The 14,853-nt window shown below is 68.4% G+C and carries 14 protein-coding genes; 9 read left to right on the top strand and 5 right to left on the bottom strand.

Annotated elements, in window-relative coordinates; all coding sequences use genetic code 11:
* Positions 1-66 precede the first annotated feature (66 nt).
* Together E0H50_RS11740 and E0H50_RS11735 are read left to right on the top strand one after the other, a co-directional pair.
* Positions 67-507 carry a hypothetical protein gene (locus tag E0H50_RS11740; protein WP_131286932.1) on the top strand — a complete coding sequence of 147 codons (441 nt, stop codon included), beginning with the start codon at positions 67-69 and terminating at the stop codon, positions 505-507.
* A 56-nt stretch (positions 508-563) separates the two neighbouring features.
* Positions 564-1,970, top strand: a complete 1,407-nt coding sequence (locus E0H50_RS11735; protein ID WP_238150902.1) for a multicopper oxidase family protein — start codon at positions 564-566, stop codon at positions 1,968-1,970.
* On the opposite strand, the gene E0H50_RS11730 is transcribed toward E0H50_RS11735, so the two are convergent.
* The gene (locus E0H50_RS11730) at positions 1,958-2,518 is read right to left on the bottom strand and encodes a carboxymuconolactone decarboxylase family protein (protein WP_131286928.1); all 561 of its coding nucleotides are present in this window, start codon (positions 2,516-2,518) and stop codon (positions 1,958-1,960) included. The two genes, E0H50_RS11735 and E0H50_RS11730, sit on opposite strands and share 13 nt — an antisense overlap.
* Positions 2,519-2,684: 166 nt before the next feature.
* Between E0H50_RS11730 and E0H50_RS11725 the strand changes: the two genes are divergently transcribed.
* On the top strand, positions 2,685-3,983 hold the full coding sequence (locus tag E0H50_RS11725) for a hypothetical protein (RefSeq protein WP_238150901.1): 1,299 nt from the start codon (positions 2,685-2,687) through the stop codon (positions 3,981-3,983).
* Here E0H50_RS11725 and E0H50_RS11720 read toward each other — a convergent pair.
* The 4 genes from E0H50_RS11720 to E0H50_RS11705 form a co-directional block, all read right to left on the bottom strand.
* Complete coding sequence (locus E0H50_RS11720; RefSeq protein ID WP_131286924.1) at positions 3,969-4,634, bottom strand: DedA family protein; 666 nt, start codon at positions 4,632-4,634, stop codon at positions 3,969-3,971. The genes E0H50_RS11725 and E0H50_RS11720 overlap by 15 nt on opposite strands.
* Before the next feature lie 46 nt (positions 4,635-4,680).
* Complete coding sequence (locus E0H50_RS11715; protein WP_131286922.1) at positions 4,681-5,568, bottom strand: SPFH domain-containing protein; 888 nt, start codon at positions 5,566-5,568, stop codon at positions 4,681-4,683.
* Positions 5,556-6,002 (bottom strand): NfeD family protein, encoded by a 447-nt coding sequence (locus E0H50_RS11710; protein ID WP_131286920.1) that lies wholly within the window; start codon positions 6,000-6,002, stop codon positions 5,556-5,558. Before E0H50_RS11710 ends, E0H50_RS11715 begins: the two co-directional genes overlap by 13 nt.
* Positions 6,003-6,077: 75 nt before the next feature.
* Positions 6,078-6,644 carry an ArsR/SmtB family transcription factor gene (locus E0H50_RS11705; protein ID WP_202868096.1) on the bottom strand — a complete coding sequence of 189 codons (567 nt, stop codon included), beginning with the start codon at positions 6,642-6,644 and terminating at the stop codon, positions 6,078-6,080.
* Between the two features lie 58 nt (positions 6,645-6,702).
* Here E0H50_RS11705 and E0H50_RS11700 point away from each other — a divergent pair, with 58 nt between their 5' ends.
* From E0H50_RS11700 to E0H50_RS11675, 6 genes are all read left to right on the top strand, one after another.
* Positions 6,703-7,926: an MFS transporter gene (locus tag E0H50_RS11700; RefSeq protein WP_131286916.1), complete on the top strand. Its 1,224-nt coding sequence runs from the start codon at positions 6,703-6,705 to the stop codon at positions 7,924-7,926.
* Positions 7,927-7,936: 10 nt separating this feature from the next.
* Positions 7,937-9,457 (top strand): lysine--tRNA ligase, encoded by a 1,521-nt coding sequence (lysS, locus tag E0H50_RS11695; protein ID WP_131286914.1) that lies wholly within the window; start codon positions 7,937-7,939, stop codon positions 9,455-9,457.
* A gap of 229 nt (positions 9,458-9,686) precedes the next feature.
* Positions 9,687-10,016, top strand: coding sequence for a histone-like nucleoid-structuring protein Lsr2 (locus E0H50_RS11690; protein ID WP_130384932.1), 330 nt, complete (start codon positions 9,687-9,689; stop codon positions 10,014-10,016).
* 340 nt (positions 10,017-10,356) lie between these two features.
* The gene (locus E0H50_RS11685) at positions 10,357-12,903 is read left to right on the top strand and encodes an ATP-dependent Clp protease ATP-binding subunit (RefSeq protein ID WP_131286911.1); all 2,547 of its coding nucleotides are present in this window, start codon (positions 10,357-10,359) and stop codon (positions 12,901-12,903) included.
* A 145-nt stretch (positions 12,904-13,048) separates the two neighbouring features.
* Positions 13,049-13,564, top strand: a complete 516-nt coding sequence (locus E0H50_RS11680) for a SigE family RNA polymerase sigma factor (protein ID WP_202868095.1) — start codon at positions 13,049-13,051, stop codon at positions 13,562-13,564.
* Positions 13,561-14,682 (top strand): CU044_5270 family protein, encoded by a 1,122-nt coding sequence (locus E0H50_RS11675; RefSeq protein ID WP_131286907.1) that lies wholly within the window; start codon positions 13,561-13,563, stop codon positions 14,680-14,682. Before E0H50_RS11680 ends, E0H50_RS11675 begins: the two co-directional genes overlap by 4 nt.
* The last annotated feature ends 171 nt before the right edge of the window (positions 14,683-14,853 follow it).

The following is a 14,853-nucleotide window of genomic DNA, read 5'->3' as shown; positions in this document are numbered from 1 at the left end:
CCTCTTGTGCCCTTGAGCGACCTGGCTCACTATGAGGCCAAGGGGCTTCAGGGGTTGGGGGGAAGTATGAGGTCTGTTTATCGTGCCTTGGCCGGGCTCATCGCGATCGGTGTGCTCGTCCAGGCGATGGCGATCGGACTCGCCTGGTTCACGGTACTCAAGGACGTCGACGGCGGCTTGGTGTACGACAAGAACTCCGACTTCAACGTCGGACACCTGATCCACACGATCGTCGGCAGCGGGATCATTCCGCTCCTCACGATCCTGCTGCTGATCATCTCGTTCTTCGCGAAGGTCGAGGGCGGCGTCAAGTGGGCGCTGTACGTGTTCGGCCTGGTCGTCCTGCAGTTCGGGCTGGCCGTCGCGTCCTTCAGCGCACCGGTGGTCGGCGCGCTGCACGGGCTGAACGCGTTCGCTCTGCTCGCGGTCGCCGGCATGGCTGCTCGCCGAGCGGCCGGTTCACCGGCGGCGGCGTCTCAGGAAGCGACCTCTGAGGCGACCACGTAGATGCCGTTGGCAACTGACGTGCGGCGGTCGTGATGCGGCCGCCGTCTCGTCGCGTCGTGATCGCGATCGTTGCGACGGTCGTCGTGCTGGCGCCGCTCGGGTTCCTCTGGCAGCGGAGCCTGGTGCCGAACGACCTGTCGCCGATGGCGATGGGGTACGCCGACTACGGCGGCGGGCCGGTGTCGGCGCATACCCACCACGGTACGGATGTCAGTCAGCTGACCGGCCCTGCCGATCGGAAGCCTGATGTCGCGGTGGAGCTCGTCGCGCGCAAGGAGCGTTTCGAGATCCCGGGCCGTGGATCGATGGACGGTTACACGGTGAACCACACGTCGCCGGGGCCGCGGATCGTCGCAAAACAAGGTGATCTCGTCCAGGTTACCCTGCGCAACGAAAACGTTGCCCAAGGCATCACATTGCACTGGCACGGTGTCGACGTACCGAATGCCGAGGACGGTGTCGCGGGTGTCACCCAGGACGCGGTCCCGCCGGGCAAGTCGTACGTGTACCGCTTCGTCGCGAAGGACGCCGGCACGTACTGGTACCACTCGCACCAGGTCTCGCACGAGCAGGTGCAGAAGGGTCTGTACGGCGTACTGATCGTCCGGCCCACCACAACCGATGTGGTCGCGGCGGTGCACACGTACGACAAGGTCCGCACAGTCAACGGCGAGTACGGCGAACGCCGCGTGAAGGCGCCCGGGCCGATGACCCGGGTGCGGTTGATCAACACCGACAACGGACCGATGGCGATCTGGGTCGACGGGGCGCCGTACACAGTGGTCGCGGTCGACGGGACCGACGTGAACGCGCCGACCGAGGTGAGCGGGAAGGCGGTGCTCGTCACGGCGGGCGGCCGGGTGGACCTCGAGGTACCCACCACGAAGGCGGTGCGGATCGGGCTCGGTGGCGGACCGACGACGCTGGTGATCGGCGACGGTGACGCGCCGGCCGGGACCGAGCCGAGGGACCGGGTCGACCTGCTGACGTACGGCGCCCCGGAACCGCTCGGGTTCGATCCCGCGAAGGCGCCCCGGGTGTTCCGGTACGACATCGGCCGCCGGATCGGCTTCTTCGACGGGAAACCCGGGCTGTGGTGGACGATCAACGGGCATCAGTACCCGGACGTGCCGATGTTCGTGGTGAGCGAGGGCGACATCGTGCGGATGACGATCAAGAACAGCTCGGGCCAGGTCCATCCGATGCACCTGCACGGCCACCACGTCGTCGTACTGAGTCGCGACGGGGTGGCGGCGACCGGGAGCCCGTGGTGGACGGACTCCCTCAACGTCGAGGACAAGGAGACCTACGAGGTCGCGTTCGTGGCCGACAATCCAGGGATCTGGATGGATCACTGCCACAATCTTCCGCACGCCGCGCAGGGGCTCGTGACGCACCTGATGTACACGGGCGTCACCACGAACCACCACCTCGGCGGCGACCCGAACAATCAGCCTGAGTGAATCGGGCGTCCGACGGTCAAGGTCTTGCGCAGGGTCTCGGGGAGGCCGTTGAAAGCCTCGTCGGGCTGGGTTCCGGTCGCGTCGAGGGTCTTGGAGAAGAAGGCCCGGGCCGCGGCCGCGAGCGCTACGTCGAGTACGTCGGCGTCCGACAGGCCGACTGCTTTCAGGGCGTCGACGTCCGCCTGGGTCACGGTGTCCGCGGCGAGTGCGACCTGGCGCGCGAAGGCCATCACGGCCCGGTCGACCGGGTCGTTCGCCGGCTCGTCGACGAGCGCCGCGACTTCCTCCGCGGTGTAGAACTTGTCGGCGAGGATCTGCCCGTGCGCGAGGCTGCAGTAGCTCGACTTCAGCGCGGTCGCTGCGGCCAGCGTGGCGAGCTCGTAGCGGCGCAGGTCCATGGACTCCTGGATCGCGCGGCTCAGCTGCTTCCAGGCCTCGTAGACGGCCGGTCGCGCGGCGAACGTGTGGACGAAGTTGGGCACGTGCCCAGCCGGCGCCCGGTTCGCCGCGAACATCTCCGGTTCGTTCGGCGTCTTGATGAATGCCATCTCGGTTCCCCCCTCAGTGGCTTAGAGGTCGCGCCACCTAGCCGCGCGACCTCTACCTCACGGTAGGTCCGCCATACCGATCCGGCAACGGTCCTGGGGATCCGGCACCTGGGACTGGGTATGGTTCACCAGTTGATCGTGAGGCGGTTGAGACGAGGTGGTCGGAATGCGGCGCGTACTCGCCGTCGCGCTGGCAGTGGTTGCGGCTGCTGCCTCGCTGACTGCCTGTGCCTCCGATCCGGCGCCGACCGATGTCACCGTCGCGTGGGCACCCAAGGGGCGGGCCGCGGTGCTGGTGACCTGGAAGGACAACGGGCTGCCGAACCGGGTCACGATCGAGGGCGTGCTCAGCGAGAGCCCGTCGTACCTGAAGTACATCCCGGCCGGTGAACCGAACCGGTGGGAGATCCCGACCTCGGCGTTCCCGCCGGACGGGAACTACAAGGTCGCCGTCGGCACCGGGACCTCGCAGGGCGGGGTGACCAGCAAGCTCGCCAAGTCGCCGGTGTTCGACACCGACGGTCCGGTGCGGCCGAGCGCTGCCGCGGTGGCGAAGCAGGGGCGCGGCGTGCTGATCCGCTGGTCGGTGCCGGTCGCTCCGCAGGACTTCACCCCGAACGACCCGCTGGACGTGAAGGGCAAGAAGACCCAGCGGTACGTGCCGATGATCGGGCGGCCGGGCAAGATGCTGAAGGTGATCGGCCCGGCGACCACCTCGAACCGCCAGGTCATCAAGAGCATCAAGCCGCCGTACACCTTCCAGCTGCGCACCCAGAACGAGTGGAGCACGAGCATCGGCGGGCAGGTCCTCGGGCTGACCAGCTCGATCAACGCCGCCGTACCCCGGCTGGCCCAGTTCAGCGTGCCGATCCGGGTCCGCGGGCGGGTCATCCTGCACCAGGTCGGCTGCGACCTCGAGACACCGTGCACGAGCAAGCGCGCGACACCGGCGGGCGTACCGGTCGTGGTGCTGACGCAGGTCGCCCCGGGCGCGCGGTGGACGCCGGCGGCGCGCGGATCGACGACGGCCGGCGGGTACTACGACATCGCGGTGCCGACCGGCGGCAGTCGCCCGTACAAGATCACCGTGCCGGAGAACACCAAGGGCAGTACGCAGACCGGTACGTCGACCAGCAAGCCGGCGTACACGAAGAGCATCGTCCGGGTCGCGTCGGCCGGGTTCGCGGGCGGGAACACGGCGAAGGCGAAGGGCTCGATGGTGACCGTGTCGGTCGCCGTGAAACCGGCCATGAACACGACCGTGATGCTGCAGGCCTGGAACCGGCAGACCCGCCGGTGGGTGGACTCCAAGGCGCTGCCGATGCGCAACGGCGTCGCCGCGCTGGCGTTCAAGGCCGCGCAGCCGGGCGACTTCGTCTACCGGTTCGCGATCCCCGGCGCGATGATGTTCGGCCGGCCGATCGACGGGACCACGACGGCGCAGCTGCAGCTACACGTCCGCTGACTCGGTCGCCGCCTGGGGCACCGGCCCGGCCTCTTCCCGGCGGCGCTTGCGGACCTTGTGGACGACGTACAGCGCGACCGCCGCGACCGCGACGGCGATCAGCGCGACCACCGACACCCGGCCGAAGATCTTGTCGGCGTTGTCGCCGATCTTGTACGCGACGACGCCGATCGTGGTCGCCCAGGCGATCCCGCCGGCGGCGTTCGCGACCAGGAAGCGCGGGTAGTGCATCCGCAGCATGCCGGCCATCGGGCCCGCGAAGATCCGCAGCAGCGCGACGAAGCGGCCGAAGAACACCGTCCAGACGCCGTACTTGTGGAAGTACTTCTCGGCCCGGACGATCCGGTCCTCGGAGAAGTGATGGAACCGGCGGCCCAGCCGTTCGAAGAGCCGGCGGCCGGCCTTGCGGCCGATGAAGTACCCGATCGAGTCGCCGATGATCGCGCCCGCGGCGGCGGCCAGGATCACGAACTCGATCTTCAGCTGATGCTGCTGCGACGCGAGCAGCGCGGCCGCGATCAGCGTGGTCTCACCGGGCAGCGGTACGCCCATGCTCTCCACGCCGATGACCAGTCCGACCACCAGATACGCGAGGATCGCCACCCCGGACGGGATGGCGATCGCCTGCGCGACAAGCAGAGGTTCCCCCATGCACCCATAGTGACATCGTGGGACAACCGATTTGGTGACCGGGCAACTATCCCCGGGAGATTTCAGGGTTGTGCCCGTTGTCGGAGGGGACAGCCGGCGGGGTTTCGCCGCTGAACGCCTTGGTGACGTTCTGCAGCGCGGTGGTGACCTCGGACGGGATGACCCAGAACGTGTTGCCGGGGCCCTTGGCCAGCTCGGGGAGCATCTGCAGGTACTGGTACGCGAGCAGCTTCGGGTCCGGGTCGTTGCGGTGGATCGCCTCGAACACGGTGTCGATCGCCTTCGCCTGGCCCTCGGCGCGCAGGATCGCCGCCTGCCGGTCGCCCTCGGCGGTCAGGATCCGGGACTGCCGGACGCCCTCGGCGTTCAGGATCGCGGCCCGCTTCTCCCGCTCGGCCCGCATCTGCTTCTCCATCGACTCCTTGATCGACCCCGGCGGCTCGATCGCCTTCAGTTCGACCCGGTTCACCCGGATGCCCCACTTGCCGGAGGCCTCGTCGAGGACGCCGCGCAGGATCGAGTTGATGTGCTCGCGCGACGTCAGCGTCTTCTCCAGGTCCAGGGCGCCGATGACGTTGCGCAACGTGGTCACGGTCAGCTGCTCGATCGCCTGGATGTAGTTCTGGATCTCGTACGCCGCGGCGCGCGGATCGGTGACCTGGAAGTACAGCACCGTGTCGATGTGCACGACCAGGTTGTCCTCGGTGATCACCGAGTTCGGCTCGAACGACACCACCTGCTCGCGCAGGTCGATGAGCTGGCGGGGCCGGTCGACGAACGGGATCACGATGTTCAGGCCGGGTTCCAGCGTGCGCAGGTAGCGGCCGAGGCGCTCGACGTTGCTGGCCCGCGCCTGCGGCACGATCCGCACGGTCCGCAGTACCAGCACGACGGCGAGCAGCGCGACGACGATTCCGATGATCAGTTCGGCCATGGTTCCTCCTGAGGATGGACGAGGGCGGTAGCCCCCTCGATGGCGAACACGTCGACCCGGGTCCCGGCGGGGATCCGCAGGTCGGGGTCGTAGGAGCGGGCACTCCACTCCTCGCCGCCGATCCGGACCCGGCCGGCGTCCCGGTCGCACGGCGCGAGGACGACGGCCTCGCGGCCGACCAGCGCGGCGACACCGGTGCGCAGCGTCGGGTGCCCGGTCAGGTGCCGGCGCGCCACCGGGCGGACCAGCGTGACCATCGCCACGGCGGTGACCGCGAAGGCCAGCACCTGGAAGCCGATCCCGAGTCCCAGCCCGCCGATCCCGGCCGCGGCGAGCGCGGCGACGGCGAGCAGGAGCAGGTCCAAGGTCGCCGTCATCAACTCGGCCGTGCCGAGGACGGCGGCGACGATCAACCACAGGATCCAGGACTGCATGGCGACCACCCCGGCGGCGGAAAGTACCTCTACTTTCGACGGTACTCCTGGATACGCCCACATTCAGCTAACGGTTCAGCTGCCTTCCGGCGGATCCCCGGTCGGTACGACGGCGACCAGCGAGGTGATCTCGCGCGCGCCGGCCGGATGGCTGCTGACCGTCCGGTTCTTCTTGAAGCGGTCGACGAGCCCCAGCAGCTCCTGGTTGAACTGCTCCGCCTCGGCATGGGTCAGCCACAGCCGGGACCGGCTCATCGAGCTGACGTCGTCCCAAGGGTCGTCCGCGTCCATCTCGACGAACTGGTCGGCGACCGCTTCCATCGTGGTCCGCAGCATCGCCTGGCTGGCCAGGCGTCCGGCGCTGCTCGACTGCGAGGAGATCACCAGACTGGCGGCCGGCGCCTTCCACGGGCGCTCCCGGCCGTCCGCGGACTCGTCGGCGCGCTCGATGATGCCCCACTTCTCCAGCGCGCGGAGGTGGTAGCTCATCGCCGACGGCGTCAGTCCGGCCAGCTCGGCGCATTCCGTCGCGGTCAGCACCTTGCCGTTGAACAGCTCGTCGATGACCACCTGCCGCGCGGGGTGCGCGAGCGCCCGGATCGCCCGCGGATCCGTGATCACCAGCTGCTTCTTCTTCGCCACGAGGTCAGCGTAGCGAACCCCTTGACGACCCAAGATCTGAAGTGTTTACTTCACAACTATGAAGCAAACCCTTCAGACCTCGATCTGGTCGCGCCCCGACGTCCGCCTCGTCCTGCCAGCTCGCGCGCTGTCGTACGCGGGCGACTCGATCGCGTTGATCGCGCTGATGCTGCGCGTCTCCGACGGCCACGGTCCGGCAGCCGTCACGGCACTGCTGCTCGCGTTCGCCGTACCGACGGTGGCGATGATCCCGTTCGCCGGGCGGATCGTGGACGGGTTCGACTCGCGGACGGTCCTGGTCTGGTCAGGGCTGCTGCAGGTGGCCGCCGGTGTCGGGCTGGCGTTCGTGCACGACCTGGTCAACACGCTGGCGCTGGTGTGCGTACTGCAGATCGGCCAGGCCGTCGCTGGGCCCGCGTGGGGTGCGCTGATCCCGCGGATCGTCGGCGAGGAGCTCGTCGGCCGTGCCACCGGGACCAGCCAGGCATTGATCGGGGTCGCGACGCTGGCTGGGTCGGCGGCCGGCGGTGTGCTGGTCAGCTGGGTCGGCAGCCGCGGCGCCCTGCTCGTCGACGCCTCGACCTTCCTTGCCCTCGTCGTCGTCGCGCAGCTGGTCCAGACCCGGCGCCGGCCGGAGCCGGGCGCCGCTCGCGGGCGCGGCGGGGTGTCTGCGGGACTGCGCGCCATCTTCGGTGACGACATCTTGAAGATCCTGGTTCCGGCGCTGTGGATCTTCGTGGTCGCCGGCGAGGCGGTCAACGTCGTGGAGGTCTTCCTGATCACTGACGAACTCGGTCTCGGGGCCGCTCTGTACGGCGCGGCGGGCGCGGCGACCGGCGCCGGGGCGATCCTCGGTGCCTGGTACAGCGGCCGGCTGAACGGCGACCGCGCCCGGGCGGTGGGAGTCGTCGTGGGAATGGCGGCGATCGGCGGCTCGAGCGTGCTGATGGGCCTCGCGGGCAACCTGGTGACCCTACTGATCGGAGCCACCACGATCGGCGTCGGCAGCGGAATGCTGAACGCGGCGGCCAACGCACTGGTGGTGACCAGAACCGCCGAGGCCGTCCGCGGCCGGGTGATCGCCGCCCTGAACGGTACGGTCCGCTCGTTCAGCATTCTCGCGATGCTCCTGGGCGGTTTGGCGGGTGCGCTGCTCGGCCCGCGCGGGACGTTCGTGACGTGCGGAGTGGCCTGCGTCGCGGCCGCCGTGGTCGTCGGTGCCCTGGTCGCGCGGAGCAAGGCCGAATCAAAGGATTCGGAGCTGGAGGCCCTGAGTCACTAGCCTTTGGGCTATGACTGATGCACACGTGGACCCGGTGAACCCCGACAGCGGGCAGGACGACCTGCCCGAGCAGATGCGGGTTCGCCGGGAGAAGCGTGACCGCCTGCTGGCGGAAGGAGTACCGCCGTACCCGATCTCGGTGCCCCGGACGCACCTGCTCAAGGACCTCCGGGCGACGTACGACGCCCAGGACCTGGAGCCCGACACCCGGACCGGCGAGCAGGTCTCGGTGGCCGGCCGGGTGATCTTCCTGCGCAACACCGGCAAGCTCTGCTTCGTCCGGCTCCGCGAGGGGGACGGGACCGAGCTGCAGGTGATGTTCTCGCTCGCCGACCTCGGCGAGGAGGAGCTGGCCCGGTTCAAGGGGCTCGTCGACATCGGCGACCTGCTGTCCGTCCAGGGCGAGGTGATCACCAGCCGCCGCGGTGAGCTGTCCGTGCAGGCGACCGCGTGGCAGATGGCCGCGAAGACGCTCCGCCCGCTCCCGAACGAGCACAAGCCGCTCAGCGAAGAGGCCCGCGTACGGATGCGGTACGTCGACCTGATCGTGCGTCCCGAGGCCCGCGAGATGGTCCGCGCGAAGGCAGCCGTCCTGAAGGCGCTGCGCGCGACGTACGACGGGCGCGGCTTCGTCGAGGTCGAGACGCCGGTGCTGCAGCTGACCAACGGCGGCGCGGCGGCTCGGCCGTTCTCGACCCACTTGAACGCGTTCGACCAGGAGATGAAGCTCCGGATCGCGCTCGAGCTCGACCTGAAGCGCGCGATGATCGGCGGCGTCGACCGGGTGTACGAGATCGGCCGCACGTTCCGTAACGAGGGGCTGGACTCCACCCACTCGGCGGAATTCTCGATGATCGAGGCCTACGAGGCGTACGGCGATTACGACACGATGGCCGAGCTGATCCAGGAGCTGATCAGGAACGCGGGCCGTGCGATCGGTCGTACGACGATCACCGGGCGCGACGGTTCGACCATCGACATCGAGCAGCCGTTCCAGCACGCGACGCTTTTCGGGCTGCTCTCGGAAGCGGTCGGTGAGAGTGTCGACGCGACCACCGACCTGGCCAGGCTGCTGAAGTTGGCCGAGCAGCACGGGGTCGAGCTGCAGCCCGACCGGAATGCCGGTGAGATCGCCGTCGACTTGTTCGAGAAGCTCTGCGAGCACACCCTGATCCAGCCCACCTTTGTTCGCGACTATCCGGAGTCGGCGCGGCCGCTGGCGAAGCCGCACCGGGAAATTCCGGGGCTGGTCGAGGCCTGGGACCTGTTCCTCAACGGCGTCGAGCTCGGGGTCGCCTACTCGGAGCTGAACGACCCGGTGATCCAGCGGGATCGCCTGGTGGAGCAGTCGTTGCTGGCCGCGGCCGGCGACCCGGAGGCGATGGATCTGGACGAGGACTTCCTGCGCGCGATGGAATTCGGGATGCCGCCGGCCGGTGGCATGGGGATGGGCCTGGACCGCTTGGTGATGTTGCTCACCGGGACCGGTATCCGGGAGACGATTCTCTTCCCGTTGCTGCGTCCGGAGTGATTTTCGAATCCAGACACAGGGTCGTTGCATAGCACAACGGACGGCCTTCGCAAATCCAGGGGCCGAATTCATTCCGGACCGCCCGGTTCGAACCGGATGAATACTCAAGGTCACCATGACTGCACAGCGTCGATGAATGACAAGTGCCTGGTTTGTGCGGTACAAATCAGGTGCTAACAATTCAGCAGGGGGATTGTGCCCGATGGCGGGCGCGGAAAGGTTGTCATCGATGGCGCAAAGGGTGCAGGTGGTTCTCGAGGACGATCTCGACGGTGGTAAGGCCGACGAGACCGTCACATTCGGGCTGGACGGAACGACGTACGAGATCGACCTGTCCAAGAAGAACGCCGCGAAACTGCGCGACGCCCTCGCCGCGTACGTCGGCTCGGGTCGCCGGGTGGCCGGCCGCCGGGGTGCGGCGGGCCGGGCGCGCGGCCGCGGCCGGTCGGCCTCGGACTCCGCGGACATCCGGGCCTGGGCCAAGGAGAACGGCTACGAGGTCAGCGAGCGCGGCCGGATCTCCGCCGAGGTGCGCGCGGCGTACAACGACGCGAAGTAGTTTTCAGCTGTCGCCGGTCCCGGCACCCCGATGCGGGTGCCGGGACCGTCCGCATTCCGGTTGTTTCACAGAGTGGGACCGGGCGTGTCGCGGCGATGGCTGACCGGGCAGGCAGTTCTGGGAATTCGCTGGTGGCGAACACGCTGTCGGATCGCGGTGCACCGGGAACACGCTGGTTACCAGTGCGGTTGTTCCCTTGTGATGCCGCCCGGACGGCCGATGGACGAGTGATCGGGTGTTCGCCGAGAGCGAGCCTGTCGGTGTCGGGGACTAGCATGCAGGTACGGGGGTCGGCCAACACGGCACGTCCGACTCCTCTGAGGCAAGGAGCGCTTTGGCGATGTTTGAACGATTTACGGACCGCGCCCGTCGGGTAGTCGTCCTGGCACAGGAAGAAGCCAGGATGCTCAGTCACAACTACATCGGGACCGAGCACATCCTGCTCGGCCTGATCCACGAGGGTGAAGGGGTCGCCGCCAAGGCTCTCGAGAGCCTGGGTATCTCGCTCGAAGCCGTCCGTTCCCAGGTCGAGGAGATCATCGGCCAGGGGCAGCAGGCACCGAGCGGGCACATCCCGTTCACTCCCCGCGCCAAGAAGGTGCTGGAGCTCTCCCTGCGCGAGGCCCTGCAACTGGGCCACAACTACATCGGCACCGAGCACATCCTGCTCGGCCTCATCCGCGAGGGTGAGGGTGTCGCAGCGCAGGTCCTGGTCAAGCTCGGTGCGGACCTGAACAAGGTCCGGCAGCAGGTCATCCAGCTGCTGAGCGGATACCAGGGCAAGGAGTCGTCGCCGCAGGGCACGGCCCCGGAGGGTGCACCCAGCAGCTCCCTGGTGCTCGACCAGTTCGGCCGGAACTACACCCAGTCCGCTCGTGAGGCGAAGCTCGACCCGGTGATCGGGCGCGAGACCGAGATCGAGCGGGTCATGCAGGTGCTGTCCCGGCGGACCAAGAACAACCCTGTCCTGATCGGTGAGCCGGGTGTCGGCAAGACCGCCATCGTGGAAGGTCTGGCCCAGCAGATCGTCCGTGGTGACGTCCCGGAGACGCTGAAGGACAAGCAGATCTACTCTCTCGACCTGGGCGCCCTGGTGGCCGGTTCGCGCTACCGCGGTGATTTCGAGGAACGCCTGAAGAAGGTGCTCAAGGAGATCCGCACCCGCGGCGACATCGTGCTGTTCATCGACGAGATCCACACCCTCGTCGGGGCCGGTGCGGCCGAGGGCGCGATCGACGCGGCGAGCATCCTGAAGCCGATGCTGGCCCGTGGCGAGCTGCAGACGATCGGCGCCACCACCCTCGACGAGTACCGCAAGTACGTCGAGAAGGACGCCGCGCTGGAGCGCCGCTTCCAGCCGATCCAGGTGGCCGAGCCCTCGATCGCGCACACGATCGAGATCCTCAAGGGCCTCCGCGACCGGTACGAGGCGCACCACCGGGTGACCATCACCGACGCCGCGCTGGTGAACGCCGCGCAGATGGCCGACCGGTACATCTCGGACCGGTTCCTGCCGGACAAGGCGATCGACCTGATCGACGAGGCCGGGGCCCGGCTACGGATCCGCCGGATGACGGCTCCGCCGGACCTGCGCGAGTTCGACGAGAAGATCGCGACCGTGCGCCGGGAGAAGGAGTCGGCGATCGACGCGCAGGACTTCGAGCGCGCCGCCCGGCTGCGGGACGACGAGAAGAAGCTGATCAACGCGAAGTCCGAGCGTGAGAAGCAGTGGAAGGCCGGCGACATGGACGTCGTCGCCGAGGTCGACGAGGAGCTGATCGCCGAGGTGCTGAGCACCGCGACCGGGATCCCCGTCTTCAAGCTGACCGAGGAGGAGTCCTCGCGGCTGCTCGACATGGAGAAGGAGCTGGCCAAGCGGTACGTCGGCCAGGTCGACGCGGTCAAGGCGCTGTCCCGCTCGATCCGGCGTACTCGCGCCGGCCTGAAGGACCCGCGCCGCCCGAGCGGCTCGTTCATCTTCGCCGGCCCGTCCGGTGTCGGTAAGACCGAGCTGTCCAAGGCGCTGACCGAGTTCCTGTTCGGCGACGAGCACGCGCTGATCAGCCTCGACATGTCGGAGTACTCGGAGAAGCACACCGCTTCCCGGCTGTTCGGTTCGCCTCCTGGGTACGTCGGCTACGAAGAGGGCGGCCAGCTGACCGAGAAGGTGCGCCGCAAGCCGTTCAGCGTCGTGCTGTTCGACGAGGTGGAGAAGGCCCACCCGGACATCTTCAACTCGCTGCTGCAGATCCTGGACGAGGGTCGTCTGACCGACGCCCAGGGCCGCGTGGTCGACTTCAAGAACACCGTGATCATCATGACCACGAACCTCGGTACGAAGGACATCGCCAAGGCGGTCTCCCTGGGCTTCTCGCAGGCGAGCGACACCACGTCGTCGTACGAGAAGATGAAGGCGAAGGTCACCGAGGAGCTGAAGCAGCACTTCCGGCCGGAGTTCCTCAACCGCGTCGACGAGATCGTGGTCTTCCACCAGCACACGATGGAGGACATCGTCCGGATCGTGGACCTGATGGTGGCCCAGATCGAGCTGCGGCTGAAGGACAAGGACATGGGCATCGAGCTCACGCCGGCGGCGAAGGAACTCGCCGCGAAGCGTGGCTTCGACCCGGTCCTGGGTGCCCGTCCGCTCCGCCGCGCACTACAGCGCGACATCGAGGACGTGCTGGCCGAGAAGATCCTGTTCGGGGAACTGCGCCCCGGCCAGATCGTCCTGGTCGACGCGGCACCGGAAGGCACGGTCGACGGCGACGGACTGCCCGAGTACTTCACCTTCACCGGTAACCAGAAGTCGACGGCCTCCGACCTGGAGCTCACCGACCTCACCACCGGTGGCACGACCGGCAGCTCCGGTCTGCAGGACAGCTGAGCCAGTAGCTGACAGCGAGGGCCCCGCGGACATCGTGTCCGCGGGGCCCTCGTCCTACGTCGGGCAGGTCCCGGGGATGCAACCGGGTGCTCGCCTCACCCGGTACTTAACGGTGAGGAAGCGCCCAACCAGGACCGGAGGACGCGTGGCGAGCAACCGAGATCAGGACTTCACCGACTACGTGAGTGCCCACCGCGGGCGGATGATGCGGATGGCGCGTCTGCTGACCAGTGGGGACGCGCACTGGGCCGAGGATCTGGTGCAGACCGCGTTGACCAAGCTCTACGTGAAGTGGGGTGCGGTCAGGCCCGAGGTCGGAGCGGCGCGGTACGCCGACAAGATCCTGATCAACGTGTTCCTGGACGAGAAGCGCCGGTTCTGGCGTCATCGCGAGACGTTGACCGACGAGGTCTCCGAGCCCGGGCAGCAGACCGGCTCCGGACCGGAGGACCGGCTGACCGTGCTGGCCGCGCTCGAGCAGCTGCCCAGGCGTCAACGGGCCGCTGTCGTCCTGCGGTACTTCTGCGATCTGGACGTGGCCGCTGCCGCCGAGCTGATGGGCAGCAGCCAGGGCACCGTCAAGAGCCAGACCGCTCGTGGGCTGGACAAGCTGCGCGACCTCATCGGCGAACCCCTGAACACACTGGAGCATGTGCGATGACTGATCTGAAGAGTCTTCTCGAGCGCGCGGCCGGCACCGACCCGGTGGTCACCGACGACGACGTCGCGGCCGATCTCAGCCGCGGCCGCCGGGCCGCCCGTCGTCGCCGGTTCGCCGGCGCCGGCCTCACCACGGTCGCCGCGGCTGTCGTCGTCGGTGCCCTCGCGGTGCCGCTGGCGTTCGCACCCGGTGCGCACTCCGGCGGCTCGGACTCCGCGGTCTCGGCGCCGCCCGCGACCGGCCCTGCGACCGGCTCTGTGACGATGTCGGCCGGTGAGGTGCTGTTGGTCGCGGCGGCCCACGAGGAGAAGGCCGAACCGACGACCGGCAAGTACTTCCGGGTCCGGAAGGTCCAGAGCCGGGAGTGGACCGTCATGGCCGACGGCAAGATCGTCTGCTGTGGGTCGATCCCGGCCGGTCCGGGCGGCTACAAACTGCGTGAGCTGACGGTGACCGAGAGCTGGACCGGCCTGAAGGGCGGCACCGCCTGGCTCGGTACCCGCTCGCTGGGTGCGCATCCGGCCACGGCGGCCGACGAAGCGGCGTGGCGCAAGGCGGGAGCGCCGGCGAGCTGGAACGCCGGTCCGACCGACACCTCGACCAAGCACGACCAGGTCATCTCGTCGAAGCCGGGAAAGGCCACCTTCCTCGAGCTGAAGGACGACGCGGACCGCTACACCGCCCTGGGGATCAACGGCACCCTGCAAGACGTGCTGGCGCTGCCGGCCGACCCCGCACAGCTGCGGACCCGGCTGCTCGAGGTGAAGGCGGCGACCGCTCCTGACGCCACCGAGGCGGCGGCTCTCGCGCAGCTCTCGGCCGGCCTGCTCAGTGATACCCCGGCACTGCCGAAGGTCCGCGGAGCCGCGTTCCGGCTCCTGGCGGGGCTGCCGGGCGCCACGGTCCAGCCGAACGTCACGGACCTGAGCGGCCGGACCGGTACGGCGGTCGGGTTCTCCTTCCCGGCGTACCAGCTGAAGCTCCGGCTGATCGTCGACCCGAAGACCGGCAAACTCCTGAGCAGCAGCCACACCGGCGGAAAGAACGGCGACAGCACGATCCTGCTCTCCGGCTGGACCGACGCCACCCCGGAAGCACCACCCGCCGCCATCAAGTGAGCTGACTTCGTTCTGCGTGCCTCGAGCGCCCGTCGACCCTCCGGGGCCGGCGGGCGCTCGCGTGTTCGGCCGGGAACCGGTCCAGGCCGGTGGAGTACTGCGACGCTGCTCGGCGTACCGGAAACACGCCTGATTTATGCGAAGGCTACTGATTGGTCGTATCGTCCTGCG

It is taken from the genome of Kribbella sindirgiensis (assembly GCF_004331435.1).
GTDB classification, from domain to species: Bacteria; Actinomycetota; Actinomycetes; order Propionibacteriales; family Kribbellaceae; genus Kribbella; species Kribbella sindirgiensis.
The sequence above is the reverse complement of the archived record's forward strand: the minus strand, read 5'-3'. Positions and strand labels throughout refer to the sequence as shown.

Excerpts from the sequence above, each read along its gene's own strand:
- E0H50_RS11740 (WP_131286932.1), top strand. The coding sequence starts at position 67 with ATGAGGTCTGTTTATCGTGCCTTGGCCGGGCTCATCGCGATCGGTGTG.
- E0H50_RS11730 (WP_131286928.1), bottom strand. The coding sequence starts at position 2,518 with ATGGCATTCATCAAGACGCCGAACGAACCGGAGATGTTCGCGGCGAAC.
- E0H50_RS11725 (WP_238150901.1), top strand. The coding sequence starts at position 2,685 with ATGCGGCGCGTACTCGCCGTCGCGCTGGCAGTGGTTGCGGCTGCTGCC.
- E0H50_RS11720 (WP_131286924.1), bottom strand. The coding sequence starts at position 4,634 with ATGGGGGAACCTCTGCTTGTCGCGCAGGCGATCGCCATCCCGTCCGGG.
- E0H50_RS11715 (WP_131286922.1), bottom strand. The coding sequence starts at position 5,568 with ATGGCCGAACTGATCATCGGAATCGTCGTCGCGCTGCTCGCCGTCGTG.
- E0H50_RS11710 (WP_131286920.1), bottom strand. The coding sequence starts at position 6,002 with ATGCAGTCCTGGATCCTGTGGTTGATCGTCGCCGCCGTCCTCGGCACG.
- E0H50_RS11700 (WP_131286916.1), top strand. The coding sequence starts at position 6,703 with ATGAAGCAAACCCTTCAGACCTCGATCTGGTCGCGCCCCGACGTCCGC.
- lysS (WP_131286914.1), top strand. The coding sequence starts at position 7,937 with ATGACTGATGCACACGTGGACCCGGTGAACCCCGACAGCGGGCAGGAC.
- E0H50_RS11690 (WP_130384932.1), top strand. The coding sequence starts at position 9,687 with ATGGCGCAAAGGGTGCAGGTGGTTCTCGAGGACGATCTCGACGGTGGT.
- E0H50_RS11685 (WP_131286911.1), top strand. The coding sequence starts at position 10,357 with ATGTTTGAACGATTTACGGACCGCGCCCGTCGGGTAGTCGTCCTGGCA.
- E0H50_RS11675 (WP_131286907.1), top strand. The coding sequence starts at position 13,561 with ATGACTGATCTGAAGAGTCTTCTCGAGCGCGCGGCCGGCACCGACCCG.